General features: G+C 70.3%; 14 protein-coding genes. 1 reads left to right on the forward strand and 13 read right to left on the reverse strand.

Annotated elements, in window-relative coordinates:
- The first annotated feature begins 108 nt into the window (after positions 1-108).
- On the forward strand, positions 109-1116 hold the full coding sequence (locus ACIGXX_RS40085) for a sigma-70 family RNA polymerase sigma factor (RefSeq protein ID WP_351170753.1): 1008 nt from the start codon (positions 109-111) through the stop codon (positions 1114-1116).
- Here the strand turns inward: ACIGXX_RS40085 and ACIGXX_RS40090 are convergent.
- The 13 genes from ACIGXX_RS40090 to ACIGXX_RS40150 form a co-directional block, all read right to left on the reverse strand.
- Entirely contained in the window at positions 1003-1362 is a 360-nt protein-coding gene (locus ACIGXX_RS40090) for an STAS domain-containing protein (RefSeq protein ID WP_351170756.1), read from the reverse strand. The two genes, ACIGXX_RS40085 and ACIGXX_RS40090, sit on opposite strands and share 114 nt — an antisense overlap.
- A 280-nt stretch (positions 1363-1642) precedes the next feature.
- The gene (locus ACIGXX_RS40095; protein WP_361471956.1) at positions 1643-2920 is read right to left on the reverse strand and encodes a thymidine phosphorylase; all 1278 of its coding nucleotides are present in this window, start codon (positions 2918-2920) and stop codon (positions 1643-1645) included.
- 109 nt (positions 2921-3029) lie between these two features.
- Entirely contained in the window at positions 3030-3419 is a 390-nt protein-coding gene (locus ACIGXX_RS40100; RefSeq protein ID WP_361471953.1) for a cytidine deaminase, read from the reverse strand.
- Entirely contained in the window at positions 3416-4678 is a 1263-nt protein-coding gene (locus ACIGXX_RS40105; RefSeq protein ID WP_351170765.1) for an ABC transporter permease, read from the reverse strand. The genes ACIGXX_RS40100 and ACIGXX_RS40105 overlap by 4 nt, the downstream gene beginning before the upstream one ends.
- Positions 4675-5820, reverse strand: a complete 1146-nt coding sequence (locus tag ACIGXX_RS40110) for an ABC transporter permease (RefSeq protein WP_351170768.1) — start codon at positions 5818-5820, stop codon at positions 4675-4677. Before ACIGXX_RS40110 ends, ACIGXX_RS40105 begins: the two co-directional genes overlap by 4 nt.
- A complete protein-coding gene (locus tag ACIGXX_RS40115; RefSeq protein ID WP_361471986.1) occupies positions 5817-7451 on the reverse strand; it encodes an ABC transporter ATP-binding protein in 1635 nt (544 codons plus the stop codon). The genes ACIGXX_RS40110 and ACIGXX_RS40115 overlap by 4 nt, the downstream gene beginning before the upstream one ends.
- Positions 7452-7615: 164 nt before the next feature.
- A complete protein-coding gene (locus tag ACIGXX_RS40120) occupies positions 7616-8671 on the reverse strand; it encodes a BMP family ABC transporter substrate-binding protein (protein WP_351170771.1) in 1056 nt (351 codons plus the stop codon).
- 209 nt (positions 8672-8880) lie between these two features.
- Entirely contained in the window at positions 8881-9987 is a 1107-nt protein-coding gene (locus tag ACIGXX_RS40125) for a BMP family ABC transporter substrate-binding protein (protein WP_366462369.1), read from the reverse strand.
- A gap of 175 nt (positions 9988-10162) precedes the next feature.
- Complete coding sequence (locus ACIGXX_RS40130; RefSeq protein WP_351170777.1) at positions 10163-11425, reverse strand: M20 family metallopeptidase; 1263 nt, start codon at positions 11423-11425, stop codon at positions 10163-10165.
- Positions 11426-11584: 159 nt separating this feature from the next.
- Positions 11585-12706, reverse strand: coding sequence for a hypothetical protein (locus ACIGXX_RS40135; RefSeq protein ID WP_351170780.1), 1122 nt, complete (start codon positions 12704-12706; stop codon positions 11585-11587).
- A gap of 69 nt (positions 12707-12775) precedes the next feature.
- A complete protein-coding gene (locus ACIGXX_RS40140; RefSeq protein ID WP_351170782.1) occupies positions 12776-13708 on the reverse strand; it encodes an N-acetylneuraminate synthase family protein in 933 nt (310 codons plus the stop codon).
- Positions 13709-13722: 14 nt separating this feature from the next.
- On the reverse strand, positions 13723-15009 hold the full coding sequence (locus ACIGXX_RS40145; RefSeq protein ID WP_351170784.1) for an N-acylneuraminate cytidylyltransferase: 1287 nt from the start codon (positions 15007-15009) through the stop codon (positions 13723-13725).
- A gap of 56 nt (positions 15010-15065) precedes the next feature.
- Positions 15066-16391: a DUF6716 putative glycosyltransferase gene (locus ACIGXX_RS40150; RefSeq protein WP_351170786.1), complete on the reverse strand. Its 1326-nt coding sequence runs from the start codon at positions 16389-16391 to the stop codon at positions 15066-15068.
- Positions 16392-16502: the final 111 nt, after the last annotated feature.

Genomic DNA, 16502 nt, shown 5'->3' on the forward strand with positions numbered 1-16502 from the left:
ACGACCACTCCTGCCTGCGGGTTTTCCTACTCCGGGGGCCGTTGTCAGTGGGCTGCGGTAGCTTCCAAAGTGCTGGGACTTTCGTGGCAGCCGCAGGGGTGGGTTGGGATGACGGACATCGCAGGGACGACGTCGGAACTGGACGTCACGCTGGAGAAGCACCGGGTCGAACTGACCGGGTACTGCTATCGCATGCTGGGCTCGGCCTTCGAGGCCGAGGACGCGGTGCAGGACACGATGGTCCGCGCCTGGCGGAGCTACGACAAGTTCGAGGGCCGCTCCAGCCTGAGGTCGTGGCTGTACCGCATCGCGACGAACGTCTGCCTGGACATGCTGAACGCGGGCAACCGCCGCGCCCGTCCCATGGACCTGACCGCGGCGGCGCCGCTGGCCCAGGCCGCGCTCACGCCGCGCCCGGACAATGTGTGGCTGGAGCCGATGCCGGACGCGCGCATGCTGCCGTCCGTCAGCGACCCCGCGGAGGCGGCCGTGGCGAAGGAGTCGGTGCGGCTCGCGTTCGTCGCCGCCCTCCAGCAACTGCCTCCCAAGCAGCGGGCGGTGCTGATCCTGCGCGAGGTCCTCGCGTGGAAGGCCAGCGAGGCCGCCGAGCTCCTCGACACATCGGTGGCCTCCGTCAACAGCGCGTTGCAGCGGGCGCGGGCGACGCTGGCCGAGGGCCCGGCCGACGACACGGCGGTCTCCGACCCGCTGGACGAGGAGCAGCAGAAGCTGCTCGAGCGGTACGTCGCGGCCTTCGAGGGCTACGACATGGCGGCGCTGACGGCGCTGCTGCACGAAGACGCCATCATGACGATGCCCCCGTTCGACCTGTGGCTGCGCGGCACGGCGGACATCACGGGCTTCATGTCGACCATCGGCGCCTCCTGCGCCGACAGCAGGCTGTTCCCGGTCGACGTCAACGGCACGCCGGGCTTCGCCCACTACAAGCCCGACCCCGAGAAGGGTGGGTTCGCGCCGTGGGCGGTGCAGGTCATCGAGATCTCAGAGGGGCGGATCGCGGGCTTCCACTGCTTCCTGGACACGCCCAGGTGGTTCCCGCTGTTCGGCCTGCCGGCCCATCTCGATCTCCATGGGCAGCCCGACGAGGTCGAGTAGCTCGCGCAGGTGCGGGGCCGGGTTCCGCAGGCGGATCCGGCCACCGGCGCGGCGGGCGGTGAGCTGGAGCCGGGCGAGGGCGTCCACTGCGGCGAGGACGGGCGGGCCGAGGCCCGCCACGTCGCACACGAGGACGTCCGCGTCGGTCGCCTGCAGCGTGGCGCGGGCCTCTTCGCAGAGGCGCTGCGTGATCTCTCGGTCGAGGGTTCCGGTCAGGGTCAGGTGTGGCTGCGTCTCTGGGTTCACGTTGGGATGACTCGCCGGGGGGCCGGAACTCATCGGTAGGTCCACTTCGCCTGCGGCGGGCCGGACCTACCTGGGGCTCCGCCCCAGACCCCGCTCCTCAAACGCCGGAGGGGCTGAACCATTCCGGCCCGGAGCTGGATGGTTCTAGCCCGTCCGGCGTTTGAGGACGAACTCGGCGGAGCCGGTGATGACGGCCACCAAGGCCCCCGCGCCAGAGCGGGTTTTCGGGAAGGGGCGGGGTTGGGGAATAGCCCCGCAGGGGACCGCCCCCACCGCACCCCTACGCGATGCGGTCCAGCACGATCGGCGACGCCGAGAACTCCGTGCCCTCGGGGGCGATGTCGAAGGAACCGGCCACCGCCTGCAAGGCGTACTCGAAGCGCTCGGGGGTGTCCGTGTGCAGGGTCATGAGCGGCTCCCCCGCGCGGACCTGAGCGCCCGGCTTCGCGTGCAGCTCGACGCCCGCGCCCGCCTGCACCACGTCCTCCTTGCGCGCACGCCCCGCGCCGAGGCGCCACGCGGCAACGCCGACGTCGTACGCGTCGAGGCGGGTCAGGACGCCCGACGACGGCGCCGTCACCACGTGCGTCTCGCGGGCCACCGGGAGCGTCGCGTCCGGGTCGCCGCCCTGGGCCGCGATCATCCGGCGCCACACGTCCATCGCCGAGCCGTCGGCCAGCGCCTTCGCCGGGTCCACGTCCTTCAGGCCCGCCGCGTCCAGCATCTCCCGCGCCAGGGCCAGGGTCAGCTCCACCACGTCGGCCGGGCCGCCGCCCGCGAGGACCTCGACCGACTCGCGGACCTCAAGGGCGTTGCCCGCCGTCAGGCCCAGCGGCGTGGACATGTCCGTGAGCAGCGCCACCGTGCGTACGCCGTGGTCCGTGCCGAGGCCCACCATCGTGGAGGCCAGTTCGCGGGCGTCCTCCAGGGTCTTCATGAAGGCACCGGTGCCGACCTTCACGTCCAGGACCAGCGAGCCCGTACCCTCCGCGATCTTCTTCGACATGATCGAGGACGCGATCAGGGGGATGGCCTCCACCGTGCCGGTCACGTCCCGCAGCGCGTACAGCTTCTTGTCCGCCGGGGCCAGGCCGTCGCCCGCCGCGCAGATCACCGAGCCGACGCCGTCCAGGACGGAGAGCATCTCCTCGTTCGAGAGGAGGGCCTTCCAGCCCGGGATCGACTCCAGCTTGTCCAGCGTGCCGCCGGTGTGGCCAAGACCCCGGCCCGACAGCTGCGGGACCGCGGCGCCGCACGCGGCGACCAGCGGGGCGAGCGGCAGCGTGATCTTGTCGCCGACGCCGCCCGTGGAGTGCTTGTCGGCCGTGGGGCGGGAGAGGGAAGAGAAGTCCATGCGCTCGCCGCTCGCGATCATCGCGGCCGTCCAGCGGGCGATCTCGCCGCGGTTCATGCCGTTCAGCAGGATCGCCATGGCGAGCGCCGACATCTGCTCGTCGGCGACCACGCCGCGCGTGTAGGCGTCGATGACCCAGTCGATCTGCTCGCCGCTCAGCTCGCCTCGGTCCCGCTTCGTACGGATGACGGAGATGACGTCCATGGCATAACCCCTCTTTGCGCCTAAAACGGTGAGCGCGACTCTACGCGCATAGAGCCGCGAGATGAAGTCGCCCCCTGCCCGCGCGACAGCAACAGGCAGGGGGCGACGATCAGTTGAGGTGCTCCGGGCCGAACGGGTCCGGCAGCATCTCGCCCAGGGTCCGGACGCCCGCGGCCGTCTCCAGGAGGAGCGTCGGGCCGCCGAACTCGTAGAGCAGCTGGCGGCAGCGTCCGCAGGGCATCAGGATCTCGCCCTTGGCGTCGACGCACGTGAAGTGCGTCAGACGGCCGCCGCCGGTGAGCTGGAGCTGCGAGACCAGGCCGCACTCGGCGCACAGGCCAAGACCGTACGACGCGTTCTCGACGTTGCAGCCCGACACCGTGCGGCCGTCGTCCACGAGGGCCGCGGCACCGACCGGGAAGCCCGAGTAGGGCGCGTACGCACGGGACATGGCCTCGCGCGCAGCATCCCGCAGCGCGTCCCAGTCGGTCTCGGTCACGTTCCTTGTCCCTTTCGGTAGGGCTGTCCGTCCGCCTTCGGCATCCGAAGCCGCTGGGCGGAGAGCGAGAGCACCAGCAGCGTGACGACGTACGGCGTCGCGGTGACGACCTGGTTGGGAACCTCGTCGGTCAAGCCGTACCACGCGAACATCAGCGCCGAGACGGCCGCGGTGATCGCCGCGGGGACGTAACGCTTGCGCCATACGAGGTAGGCCGCGCCGATGACCAGCAGGATCGCGAGCAGCAGGAGCAGTGCGTGCACGTTCGTGCCGCCGCCCCGGAGCTTCAGGCTGTCGGTGTAACCGAACAGTCCGGCACCGAGCGCGAGTCCGCCCGGCATCCAGTTGCCGAAGATCATGGCGGCGAGGCCGATGTAGCCGCGCCCGCCGGTCTGGCCCTCCAGGTAGATGTTGGAGGCGACGAGCGACAGGAACGCGCCGCCCAGGCCCGCGAGGCCACCGGAGATGATCACTGCCAGGTACTTGTACTTGTAGACGTTCACGCCGAGGGACTCGGCGGCGACCGGGTTCTCGCCGCAGGAGCGCAGACGCAGACCGAACGACGTGCGCCACAGGACCCACCAGCTCAGCGGCACCATCGCGACGGCGATGACGGTGAGCGGCGAGAGGTTGGTGAACAGGCCGCCGAGCAGGCCCGCGAGGTCCGAGACGAGGAACCAGTGCTTCTCGTTCAGGTCCTGCAACCAGTCCGAAAGCCCCGGCACGGAGAACTCGCCGAGCGAGTCGACCGGCGGCGACTGCTTGGACGTACCGCCCTCCTTGCCCTCGAAGGCGAAGGTGGAGAGGTAGCGGGTGACGCCGAGCGCGAGGATGTTCAGGGCCACACCGGAGACGATGTGGTTCACGTTGAAGGTGACCGTGACGATCGCGTGCAGCAGACCGCCGAGCGCGCCGCCGAGTATGCCGAACAGGATGCCGACCCACGGGCCCCACTGGTATCCGGCGAACGCGCCGAACCAGGTGCCGAGGATGAGCATGCCCTCCAGGCCGATGTTGACGACGCCCGCGCGCTCGGCCCACAGACCGCCGAGGCCCGCGAGACCGATCGGCACGGCGAGCCGCAGCGCGGTGGACATCTGGCCGGTGGAGGTGATGCCGTCCGCGCCGGTGATCAGCCGGACCACGGACGTGAGGGCGAGGACGCCCGCGATGATCAGCAGGAGGACGGGGAGCGAGATGCGGCGGCGGCCCGGCTTGGGCTGCTTGGCCGGGGGCTTGGCCACGGTTGCCGTGCTCATCGGGCAGCCACCTCCTTCACGGTGTCGTTGTTGCCGTCGTTGCCGTTGTCGTTGCGGGCGGCCGCGGCCAGCTCCTCGCCGACGCGGCGCTGCTGACGGCTCAGGCCCCAGCGGCGTACGGCCTCGTAGGAGACGACGACCGCGATCACGATGAGGCCCTGCATGATCACCGCGATCTCCTTGTCGTACGCGACCGGCTGGGCGTAGTCGAGAGCGGGCGACGCCTTGTCGAGGAAGGCCCAGAGCAGTGCGGCGAACGCGATGCCGACCGGGTTGTTGCGGCCGAGCAGCGCGATGCCGATGCCGGTGAAGCCGAGCCCCGCGGGGAAGCTGAGGCTGTAGGTGTGGGTGTCGCCGAGCAGGATCGGCATGCCCGCGAGGCCGGCGACCGCGCCGGAGATCAGCATCGCGCTGAGCACCATGCGCTTGGCGTTCACGCCGGAGGCCGCGGCGGCCGACGTGGAGGCGCCGGTGGCGCGCAGGTCGAAGCCGAAGCGGGTACGGCCAAGGACCAGCCAGTACAGGACACCGGCGAGCGCGGCGACGATCACGAAGCCGTAGATCTCGCCGGACTCGCCCATGCTGATCCCGGGGAACCAGCCGGACTCGTGCATCTCGCCGGTGGTCTGGTTGTTGCCGACCGGGACACCGAAGTTGTCGGTGAGGGTCATGTAGCCGATGACGCTCGTCGCGATGGCGTTGAGCATGATCGTCGCGACGACCTCGCTGACCCCGCGGGTGGTCTTGAGGATGCCCGCGATGCCCGCCCAGAAGGCGCCGGTGAGCATGGCGACCAGCATCAGGAGCGGGATCTGCAGCGGCGCGGGAAGCGCCACGTGCGCGCCGACGACGGCGGTCGTCATCGCGGCGAGGCGGTACTGCCCGTCCACACCGATGTTGAACAGGTTCATGCGGAAGCCGACGGCCACCGCGAGCGCGGCCAGGTAGTACATCCCGGCCTGGTTGATGGTCAGGACCTGGACGTCGGAGTAGCTGATCTGCTCCAGCATCAGGGTGTACGGCTCGATCGGGTTCTTGCCCGACGCGAGCAGCACGACCGAGGTCAGCGCCACGGCCACGACAAGGGCGATGACCGGTCCGGCCACCGCGAGGAGCACGCGCTCCTTGTCGAACTTCTTCATCGGGCCTCGTCCTTTGAAGTGCCGGCAGAGCCCTCTTCGGGGTCTTCTTCTACGTGTTCGAGGTGGCCCGACGCCGCGCCGGTCATGGCCGAGCCGAGCTCCTCCGGCGTGATGGTGGCCGGGTCGGCGTCGGCGACGAGCCGCCCGCGGTAGATCACGCGGAGGGTGTCGGAGAGGCCGATCAGCTCGTCCAGGTCCGCCGAGATGAGCAGGACGGCCAGTCCTTCGCGGCGGGCCTCGCGGATCTGGTCCCAGATCTGGGCCTGTGCGCCGACGTCCACACCGCGGGTGGGGTGGGCGGCGATCAGGAAGCGGGGCTTGTGGCTCATCTCGCGGCCGACGATCAGCTTCTGCTGGTTGCCGCCGGAGAGGGAGGCCGCCGTGACGTCGATGCCGGGGGTGCGCACGTCGTACTGCTCGACGATGCGCCGGGTGTCGGCCTGCGCGCCCTTGGGGTCGAGCCAGAAGCCGCCCTTGCCGCGGGAGTTGGGCTTCTCGGTGATGTGCCCGAGCATGCGGTTCTCCCAGAGCGGCGACTCCAGGAGGAGGCCGTGGCGGTGGCGGTCCTCGGGGATGTAGCCGACGCCCTGCTCGCGGCGGTGGCGCGTGGCCATGGCGGTGATGTCCTCGCCCGCCATGCGGATCACGCCGGAGTCGGCGTGCTTGAGGCCGATGAGCGCGTCGATCAGCTCGGTCTGGCCGTTGCCCTCGACGCCCGCGAGGCCAAGGACCTCGCCCTCGTGGATGGTGAAGGAGATGTCGTCGAGGAGGGCGCGGCCCGACTCGCCGTCGGCGAGCAGCTTGAGCTCCTTGACCTCGATCATCGCCCGTTCGGTGACGGTCGACTCGGCCGTCTCCGGGGTGGGCAGCTCGCTGCCGACCATCAGCTCGGCGAGCTGGCGCGGGGTGGTCTCCGACGGGATCGCCGTGCCGACGGTCGTGCCGCGCCGGATGACGGTGATGTCGTCGGCGACGGAGAGGACTTCGCCCAGCTTGTGGGAGATGAAGATGACGGACAGGCCCTCGGACTTCAGCTCGCGCAGGTTGTCGAAGAGCGCGTCGACCTCCTGCGGCACGAGGACCGCGGTCGGCTCGTCCAGGATCAGCGTGGTGGCGCCGCGGTAGAGGACCTTGAGGATCTCCACGCGCTGGCGGTCGGCGACGCCGAGGTCCTCGACCATCGCGTCGGGGCGCACCCCGAGGCCGTACCGGTCGGATATCTCGGCGATCTTGCGGCGGGCCGCGGCGCCGATGCCGTGCAGCTTCTCGCTGCCGAGAACGATGTTCTCCAGGACCGTGAGCTGGTCGGCGAGCATGAAGTGCTGGTGGACCATGCCGATGCCGCGCGCGATGGCGTCGGCGGGGCTGGCGAAGGTCACCTGGGTGCCGTCGACCGCGATGGTGCCCTCGTCCGGCTTCTGCATGCCGTAGAGGATCTTCATCAGGGTCGACTTGCCCGCGCCGTTCTCGCCGACGAGGGCGTGCACGGTGCCCTTGCGGACGGTCAGGCGGATGTCGTGGTTGGCCACGACGCCCGGGAATCGCTTGGTGATGCCGGTGAGTTCAACGGCGGTGCCACCCGGGGCGGCCGAGACCTTGGCGGTGGGCGGAGGGCTGGTGGACGCGTCGATGGCGCACTCTCCTCGGGAATCCTCAGGAAAGGGGCCACCTACGCGCGTAGCGCCCCTGGTTCGACGGGAGTTGAGCAGTGGGCCGCGCGAACGGGGCGCGGGAGAACCATCGTCCCCCACACCCCGTTCCGCGGCCGTGACTTCGCCGTTAAGGCGCAGTCCCGTTACAGCGTGATCTTGACCTTGATCTTGCCGCTGATGATGTCCTGCTCGGCCTTCTTCACGGCGGCCTGCAGGTCCTTCATCTTCTTGAACTCGGGGTTCGAGTCGGCGAGCGCGACACCGCCGGACTTCAGGTCCGCACGGACCACGCCGCCCTTGGCGTTGTCATCCTGGACCGACTTGGTCAGGTTGTACACCGCTCCGGCGACGTCCTTGGTCGCCGAGGTGAGGATGTACTTCTTGTACTTGTCCAGGGCCTTCTGCTTGTACTGGTCGGAGTCGACGCCGATCGCCCACACCTTCTCGGCGGCGGCGGCTTCGATGACGCCCTGACCCGAGAGGCCGGCCGCGTGGTACACCACGTCGGCGCCGTCCTCGATCTGGCCGCTGGCGCCCTCCTTGCCCTTGTCCGGGCTGGAGAAGCCGCCGTCCTCGGCCTTCTCGGTGAGCATCTGTCGCTTGATCTTGATCTTCGGGTCGACGGACTTGACGCCCTGGACGTAGCCGGCCTCGAACTTGCGGATCAGGTTGTTGTTCACGCCGCCGATGAAGCCGACGGTCTTGGTCTTGGTGGCCTTGGCCGCGGCGACGCCCGCCAGGTACGAGGACTGCTCCTCGTTGAAGACCAGGTCGGAGACGTTGTCCGCGTCGATGGTGGCGTCGTCGACGATGCCGAAGGTGACCTTCGGGAACTTCGCAGCGACCTCCTTGACGGCGGGCGCGTAGGCGTAGCCGATGCCGATCACCGGGTTGTAGCCCTGCTTGGCGAGCTCGGTGAGGCGCTGCGCCTTGTCGGCGTCGGACTCGCCGTCCGTCGGCTCGACGGCCTTCTTGCCGACCTTCAGGTCCTTGGCGGCCTTGTCCATGCCGGCGGTCGCGGCGTCGTTGAAGGACTGGTCGCCCTTGCCGCCGACGTCGTACGCGATGGCGACGCCCTTGTTCTTGCCGTCGCCCTTGGAACCGGCGGCGTCGCTGGACGTGCCGCCGCAAGCGGTGGCGGAGACGGCGAGTGCGGCGGTGGCTACACCCGCTGCGGCAATTCGCGAAACCCGGCGCATAGAGAGGAACTCCTTATGTACAAGCAAGCACAAGCACGTACGAGCGCCTCACCTGGCGCTGATTTCGCCGCAGCGTAACGCGCGTAGACCTGACATAAGAACCCTTCTGTCCCGTCCGTTATCGAGCTGTGGCCGCGAGGTTGCGGGAGCATGTACGCAGTGTGGGGCGCCCCTCACCGCACGGGGCGCCCCACCTGCCACAGGACCGGCTACGGCGTGGTCTTCACCGTGACCTTGCCGTCGACGATGTCCTTCTCGGCCTTCTCCACCGCGGCGACCACGTCCTTCATGGCCGTGTACTTCGGATTCGAGTCGGCGAACCCGACACGGCCCGACTTCAGGTCGTAGCGCTGCTCGCCCGTGATCGGCTTGCCCTCGACGACCGACTTCGTCAGGTCGTAGACCGCGCCCCCGACGTCCTTGAGGGCCGAGCCGAGGATGTAGTCCTTGTACTTGGCCAGGGCCTTCTGCTTGTACTGGTCGGAGTCGACCCCGATCGCCCACACCTTCTGGGAGCCGGCCTCCTGGATCACGCCCTGCCCGGAGAGCCCGGCCGCGTGGTAGAGCACGTCGGCGCCCGACTCGATCTGGCCGCTCGCCGCGTTCTGCCCCTTGTCGGGGCTGGAGAAGCCGCCGTCCTCGGGCTTCTCGGTCAGATACCGCTTCTCGATCTTGATCTTGGGGTCGACGGACTTCACGCCCTGCACGAAGCCGGCCTCGAACTTGTGGATGAGGTTGATGTCGACACCGCCGATGAAGCCGACGTGGTCGGCCTTGGTCGCCTTCGCGGCGGCGACGCCCGCCAGGTAGGACCCCTGCTCCTCGTGGAACACGAGGTCGGCGACGTTGTCGGCCTTGACGGTGTTGTCGTCGATGATCCCGAAGGTGGTCTTCGGGAACTTCTCGGCCGCCTCCTTGATCGCGGGGGCGTAGATGTAGCCGACGCCTATCACCGGGTCGTAGCCCTGCTTGGCGAGCTGCTCGATGCGCTGCACCTTGTCTGCGCTGGACTCGCCGTCGCCGGGCTCCATGTCCACGCCGCCGATCTTGAAGTCCTTGCGGGCCTTGGCGTATCCGGCGTACGCGGCGTCGTTGAACGACTGGTCGCCCTGGCCTCCGATGTCGTACGCGAGGCCGACGCCCTTGGCGTCGTACTTCGAGGACGAGCCGGACTTGTCGTCCTTGTCGTCCTCCTGCGAGGCCTCGCTGCTGGTCTTGCCGCACGCTGAGGCCGCGAGGGCGAGGGACGCCACCACTACGGCCACTTGGGAGAGCTTCGATCCTCGGGTTCCACGAGATCCTCGACGAAGACGCATAGGACGCACCCCTTACGTTCCCCAAAGCACCCTTGAAGGGCCTGATTTCGGCGCACAGTAACGCGCGTAGAAAGCGAGGGGAACGGGGTTTCGCACTGCCGTTACCTATTCGTGCCGAGGGCCGGTTACGTCCGAGTGAACGGGTCCGCCGTAACCGGCCAATAGCGGTGGTTACCTACCGGGCGCCGTCCAGCAGCGCCGCCGCGGTGAAGAGCTCGACGCCCACCGTGATCGCCGACTCGTCCGCGTCGAAGTCGCCCTGGTGCAGATCGCGGACGGTGCGCTCGCCTGGCGGACGGACGCCGAGGCGGGCCATGGCGCCGGGCATGTGCTCCAGGTACCAGGAGAAGTCCTCGCCGCCCAGGCTCTGTTCGGTGTCCTCCACCGAGTGCGGCCCGCGCCGCAGCTCCATGGACTCCCGCAGCAGATCCGTCACGTCCGGGTCGTTCACGACGGGCGGCACCCCGCGGATGTAGTTCACCTCGGACTTGGCGCGGTAGAGGTCGGCGATCTCCTGGATCGCGCCGATCACCAGGTCGGGCGCCTTCCGCCAGGCGGTGAGGTCCAGGCAGCGGACGGTGCCGGAGAGTTCGGCGTGCTGCGGGATGACGTTGCAGGCGTGCCCGGACTCGATGCGGCCCCACGTCACCGCGAGCCCCGAGCGGGCGTCGATACGGCGCGCGACCAGGGCGGGGACCTCGGTGACGACCTTGGCCGCGGCCGTGACGAGGTCGGTGGTGAGGTGGGGGCGCGCGGTGTGGCCGCCGGCGCCGTCGAGCGAGACCTCCAGGCGGTCGCAGGCGGAGGTGATCGCGCCGTGCCGCAGGCCGATCTTGCCCGCGTCGACGCGGGGGTCGCAGTGCACGCCGATGATGCGGCCGACGCCCTCCAGGACGCCCGACTCGATGGCGTCGGGCGCGCCGCCGGGCAGCACCTCCTCGGCGGGCTGGAAGATCAGCCGTACGGGCTGCGGGAGTTGGCCCTGGTCGGCGAGGTCGGCCAGCACGAGACCGGCCCCGAGCACCACGGTGGTGTGCACGTCGTGCCCGCAGGCGTGGGCGCGGTCGGGCACGGTGGAGCGATACGCGACGCCGAGCTTGGTGTCCGGGATGGGCAGCGCGTCGATGTCGGCGCGCAGCGCGAGCATGGGGCGCACGCCGTCCCACTGTTCGGTGCCGATGTCACAGACGAGCCCCGTGCCGATGTCGAGTACGCGGGGCTTGAGGCCCGCGCGCTCCAGCCGGGCCTTGAGCGCCGCGGTCGTGCGGAACTCCTGGTTCCCGAGCTCGGGGTGCATGTGCAAGTCGCGCCGGAAGGCGACGAGTTCGGTGCGCAAGGCGTCCGGGAGCGCACCGGGGAGTACTGCTTCCCCGGGAGCGTCCCCCGCTGCTTCTCCGGGCAGATCGGCCTCGGACCCTCGCTCGGACTCTCGTGACATCAGTTGGTTCACCCTCTGAAGGGTAGGGCGAGGGGCGGGCCAACTGACCCACGATCAACAAAAGTTCAGCCCGATAGGGTAAGAAAAAGTGGCCGCGTGGCGCATAGCCGCTAGTTGAGATGGGTAAACTCTCCCGCTTTTCAGGGGGAAAGACGCTGGTCACGCCGGGGCCGCGGCCCCCCGACGCGCCGTCGGCGCCGAGGCCACCGAAGCCAGGCGATGCACGTCACGTGCCGTGCCCGTGACGCCCGACAGGAAGCCCTGGGCCCGCGGCGACGCGTTCTCCGTCAGCCAGGCCGGGTCGATGTCGCACACCGCGACCCGGACCTCGGTGCCCGCGAGGGCGAGCGGCAGCGTGTGCACCACCGTCGAGGGGAAGCTCAGGATCGTGCGGCCGATCGGGCCGCGGCGTGCGATCAGTTCGAGGGGCAGGTCGGGGCGGACCACCTGAAGTCCCGTCTCGACCGCCAGGCGGTGGAGCTTCTCGGAGCTCTCGCGCCGGTGTGCGAAGTAGCGCGTGGCGCCGTGCGCGCGGGCGAGGCCGCGGACCGCTTCCACGTAACGGTCGGGGTCCACCACGCCGGTCTCCACCAGCGAGGTGCCGACCAGGTCGGCGCCCTTGGAGACGCGCGGCGGGCCGAACCGCTCCCGTGTCCAGGCGAAGGTGTTCGCCGTGATGCGCACCCCCGCGGGTGCCGAGTCGATCGGCATGGAGGAGAAGACCTCCACCGTGCGCTTGCCGCCGGGCGTCAGCCGGCGCCGGGCGGCGGCCGAGATCGGGGCGAAGGCGATGTCGCGCGCGCCGGGCCGCCCGCCGCGCCGGTGCCAGCGCACCAGGCGCTCGCCGGCGGCCAGTTGGGCCACGAACTCCATCGTGGCCGTGCCGTCGTCCACGACCACCAGCGAGCGGGCCCGCGTGATCGTCAGGAGCAGCTGTACGTAGCGCGAGAACGGATCGCCGATGACGATCCGGTCCGCCGCGCGCAGGGAGCCCGTCAGGCCGCCGATCGTCTGGAAGGGGGCGGCCCCGCCGCCGCGCGCCTCCTCCCAGCGGACGTTCAGGCCCTCGTCCCGGGCCAGCTGGGCCATGCGGCGCAGCTGGCCGCGGGTCATGGGGTCGTTCGGGGAGAGGACGACGACGGTGAGACCCCCGGCCGGGCCCGTGGCCCCGGCCGTATGCGCCCACTCAAGGACGTTGAGGAGCTGTACGGGGCTCTCCACGAACGCCAGGGTGGTGGGCGCCGCAGCGGTGGGGGCCGTCGGCCCGGGTCGGGGGCTCATCGTCGTATGACCGTGTCCTGTCCTTGTCGGCGGTACCGGTGAAAGGTCCCGTTAAGAGCGCCCGCGCGCTCAGACCGAGACCGGCTCGCGCTCGGCCGCGTCGGCCTCGGCGACGACGCCCGCCACGCGGCGCAGCTTCTTCATCGGGCCGAGCTCCGACTCGTAGACCTTCTTGACGCCGTCGCCGAGGGAGGCCTCGATGGTGCGGATGTCGCGCACCAGGCGGGTCAGACCCTGCGGCTCGACCGAGGCGGCCTGGTCCGAGCCCCACATGGCGCGGTCCAGGGTGATGTGGCGCTCCACGAAGGTGGCGCCGAGGGCGACCGCGGCGAGCGTGGTCTGCAGGCCCGTCTCGTGACCGGAGTAGCCGATCGGGACGTTCGGGTACTCGGCCTGCAGGGTGTTGATGACGCGGAGGTTGAGCTCCTCGGCCTGCGCCGGGTACGTCGACGTGGCGTGGCACATCAGGATGTTGTCCGAGCCGAGGACCTCGACCGCGTGGCGGATCTGCTTCGGGGTCGACATGCCGGTCGAGAGGATGACCGTGCGGCCCGTGGCACGCAGGGCGCGCAGCAGCTCGTCGTCCGTCAGCGAGGCGGAGGCGACCTTGTGGGCCGGGACGTCGAACTTCTCCAGGAAGGCGACGGCCTCGGTGTCCCACGGGGAGGCGAACCAGTCGATGCCGCGCTTCTTGCAGTGCTCGCCGATGGCCTGGTACTCGGACTCGCCGAACTCCACGCGGTGGCGGTAGTCGATGTACGTCATCCGGCCCCAGGGGGTGTCGCGCTCGATGTCCCACTGGTCGCGCGGGGTGCAGATCTCCGGGGTGCGCTTCTGGAACTTGACCGCGTCGCAGCCGGCGTCGGCGGCCGCGTCGATCAGCGCGAGGGCGTTCTCGAGGTCGCCGTTGTGGTTGATGCCGATCTCACCGGTGATGTAGACGGGCTGACCGGGACCGGCGGTCTTCGAACCGAAGGTGCGCAGACGGGAGTTGGAGCTCATGGCAGGAACTTTCCTTACTTGTTGAGGGAGGGGCCGAGGATCCATGCGGCGATCTCTCGGATCGCGCCGTCACCACCGGGGAGAGCGGTGACCGCGCGTGCGGCGCCGCGTACGACGTCGTGGGCGCTCGCGACCGCCACTGGCCAGCCGACGAGGCCGAAGCAGGGGAGGTCATTGACGTCGTTGCCGACGTAGAGCACGCGCTCGGGAGCGATGCCCTGCTCCTCGCACCACTGCTTGAGTGCGAGGTCCTTGCGGTCGATGCCGTGCAGGACCGGGATCTTGAGCTTCCTGGCCCTGGCGGCGACGACCGGGTTCTGTTCCGTGGACAGGATCAGCAGCGGGAGGCCCGAGTCACGCAGGGCCGCGATGCCGAGGCCGTCCCCGCGGTGCACGGAGACGAACTCCCGTCCTTCGGAGTCGATCAGCACCCTGTCGTCGGTCTGGGTGCCGTCGAAGTCGAGTACGACCGCGTCGATGTCGTCGCGGGTCGGAAGGGCGTCGGCCCGGCCGCCGTCGAAGAGCGGGGCGAGCGCGCGGGCGCGGGCGAGGTCGTGCGGATCGTCGACCTCCAGGACGCGCGCGGGGTCGGTCCGTACGAGCTCGGTGCGCCCGAAGAAGCGGTGCTTGTGCTCGCGGAAGCCGGAGACCTCCATCGCGTAGACCGCGCCGGTCTCCAGGAGGTCCTGGGGGCGGTCCTGGCGGCGCGGGCGGAAGGACTTGTCGTGGTTGACGCCGTAACCGCCGTCGGTGGCGGTCGAGTTGGCGACCTTCGTGGTGCCGCCCACCTCGCCGGTGCGCCGCGCGTCGAGGGCGGCGGGCTCGTCGTCGGCGTCGCGCCACACGAAGCCGTGGAAGGGCGCCACGGTCAGTGCCGTGTCCGCGCCGCCGTCCAGGATCGAGCCGACCACGCCGTCCACGTCCTCGCGGACGATGAAGGGGCTGGTGCACTGCACGAGCAGGACGACGTCCACGGTGCTGCCGTGCAGCGACTCGTGCGCGTCCATCGCGTGCAGCACCGCCGCCTCGCTGGTCGCGGTGTCCCCCGCGATCGCCGCGGGCCGCAGGACCACCTCGGCGCCGGCCGAGCGCGCGGCCTCGGCGATCACGTGGTCGTCCGTGGAGACGACGACGTCCGTGACGAGCCGCGCGGCCAGGCACTCGCGGATGGCGCGCGCCACCAGGGGCACACCGCCGACCGGGGCGAGGTTCTTGGCGGGCACGCCCTTGGAGCCGCCGCGGGCCGGGATGACGGCGAGGACGCGGTGGGCCTGGGTTCCCGCTGGGTGGGGGTGGGACATGGGGGCTCCTTGAGGGCCAGGAAGGGGGCCTTGCGGGGGGATGCCTCGGGGCGGGATCACAGCTCGCCCATCCGCCGGATGACGGGGGCCACGCGCTGCACCCCGTGCCGGTAGGCGCCGCGCGCCGCGCTGCGGACGGCCTGGCGCACCGGCCCTGGCCCGCGGTCCGCCGCGGGCGCGCCGGGCAGCGGGGAGCCGTCCGGGCCCAGGTGGTGGCGGGCCAGGATGCCGGGGAGGTATCCGGGGGCGGTGGTGAGGCTGTAGTACGGGGCGATCGCGGGCAGCGCGGGCCGCGCGAGGAGGCTCGCGACGCGCTCACGTGCCGCGTCGAACGCCGTCGCGTACGTCCCGTCGGGGGCGACGCCCTGCCGTGCGACCCACTCCGGAGCGGCCTCGGGGCTGTACCCCGCGTCGATCTCGTCCCAGGACGCCAGGCATCCGGAGCCGATGAAGTGGTGGTTGCCGAGCGCCTCGCGCACCCCGAGGTCGGTGAGGACCGCGGTGGGGATGCGGCGGTGCAGGGATTCGAGCGCGGCGGTGGAGCTGACCGTGACGAGCAGGTCGGTGCGGTCGAGGACCTCGCCCATGTTCCCGTACACGAGACGGCAGTTGGGCGGCAGGTCCTCGCCCTTGGCGAGCTTCTGGTAGGGCAGTTCCTCGATGTGTGTGGTGTGTTCGCCGGGCTTGCTGCGCAGCTTGAGCAGGACCTCGCGGTCCGGGTGCAGCCGTGCGTGCTTGACCATGCGGCTGAGCAGGTACGTCCGGTGTGCGCGGCTGTCCGGGACGGAGGGCTGCGCGGCGAAGACGACCGTGTAGGGGTCGCGCTTCTGGTCCTTTTCGAGATAAGCGGCGCCGCCGAGGAAGGGCAGCGCGCTCTCCACGACACTCGACGCGTCGGCGCCCACTCCTTCGTACACGGCACGGAAACGCTCCGCGTCCTGACGGGAGTTGGCGAGGACGACGTCCGCGCCGTGCCGGAGCAGCAGGCCGTCGGCGAGCTTCTCGTAGACGACGCCGACATAGCCGGTGACGACGACGGGCCGCTTCTCGCCGGCGGCTTTCTCCGCCACGCGGGCGAGACCGTGCAGGACCGCCTGGACCGCGCCGCCCACGAGGGCGAGCACGATGACGTCGGGCGCTTCGCGCTCCACCTCGCGCAGGAACTCGACGGCGGTGACCTCGCGGAGCGAGTCCGCGCGCACCCCGACCTCTTCGAGCTGACGGACGGTGGGCGTGGCCCGGCCGCGGAGGAGGCGTCCGTCGAGGCGTGTGTCCGCTCCCTCACCCGCGAGGCGGCTCGCGGTGAGCGCACCCCATTTCCACCGGGTGTCGGAGTCGGCGAGCACGGTGATCCGTGTCGTCCCGCTGTTGCTTACTGGCACAGGAAGGACGCTAGGAAGGCATTGAGATTGGCGGCCCAACTCAGGTGCAACAAACGGTTAACAGCACGCCGACGAATGGCGAATCAGCCCGGGAAACCGCCGGTAAGCAGG

Source organism: Streptomyces sp. NPDC055243 (assembly GCF_044544025.1).
Lineage (GTDB): Bacteria > Actinomycetota > Actinomycetes > Streptomycetales > Streptomycetaceae > Streptomyces.

What these genes read in the sequence shown, in the direction of transcription:
- ACIGXX_RS40125 (WP_366462369.1), bottom strand. Translation starts at nt 9,987, where the DNA reads ATGCGTCTTCGTCGAGGATCTCGTGGAACCCGAGGATCGAAGCTCTCC.
- ACIGXX_RS40130 (WP_351170777.1), bottom strand. Translation starts at nt 11,425, where the DNA reads ATGTCACGAGAGTCCGAGCGAGGGTCCGAGGCCGATCTGCCCGGAGAA.
- ACIGXX_RS40110 (WP_351170768.1), bottom strand. Translation starts at nt 5,820, where the DNA reads ATGAAGAAGTTCGACAAGGAGCGCGTGCTCCTCGCGGTGGCCGGACCG.
- ACIGXX_RS40095 (WP_361471956.1), bottom strand. Translation starts at nt 2,920, where the DNA reads ATGGACGTCATCTCCGTCATCCGTACGAAGCGGGACCGAGGCGAGCTG.
- ACIGXX_RS40085 (WP_351170753.1), top strand. Translation starts at nt 109, where the DNA reads ATGACGGACATCGCAGGGACGACGTCGGAACTGGACGTCACGCTGGAG.
- ACIGXX_RS40135 (WP_351170780.1), bottom strand. Translation starts at nt 12,706, where the DNA reads ATGAGCCCCCGACCCGGGCCGACGGCCCCCACCGCTGCGGCGCCCACC.
- ACIGXX_RS40120 (WP_351170771.1), bottom strand. Translation starts at nt 8,671, where the DNA reads ATGCGCCGGGTTTCGCGAATTGCCGCAGCGGGTGTAGCCACCGCCGCA.
- ACIGXX_RS40145 (WP_351170784.1), bottom strand. Translation starts at nt 15,009, where the DNA reads ATGTCCCACCCCCACCCAGCGGGAACCCAGGCCCACCGCGTCCTCGCC.
- ACIGXX_RS40105 (WP_351170765.1), bottom strand. Translation starts at nt 4,678, where the DNA reads ATGAGCACGGCAACCGTGGCCAAGCCCCCGGCCAAGCAGCCCAAGCCG.
- ACIGXX_RS40140 (WP_351170782.1), bottom strand. Translation starts at nt 13,708, where the DNA reads ATGAGCTCCAACTCCCGTCTGCGCACCTTCGGTTCGAAGACCGCCGGT.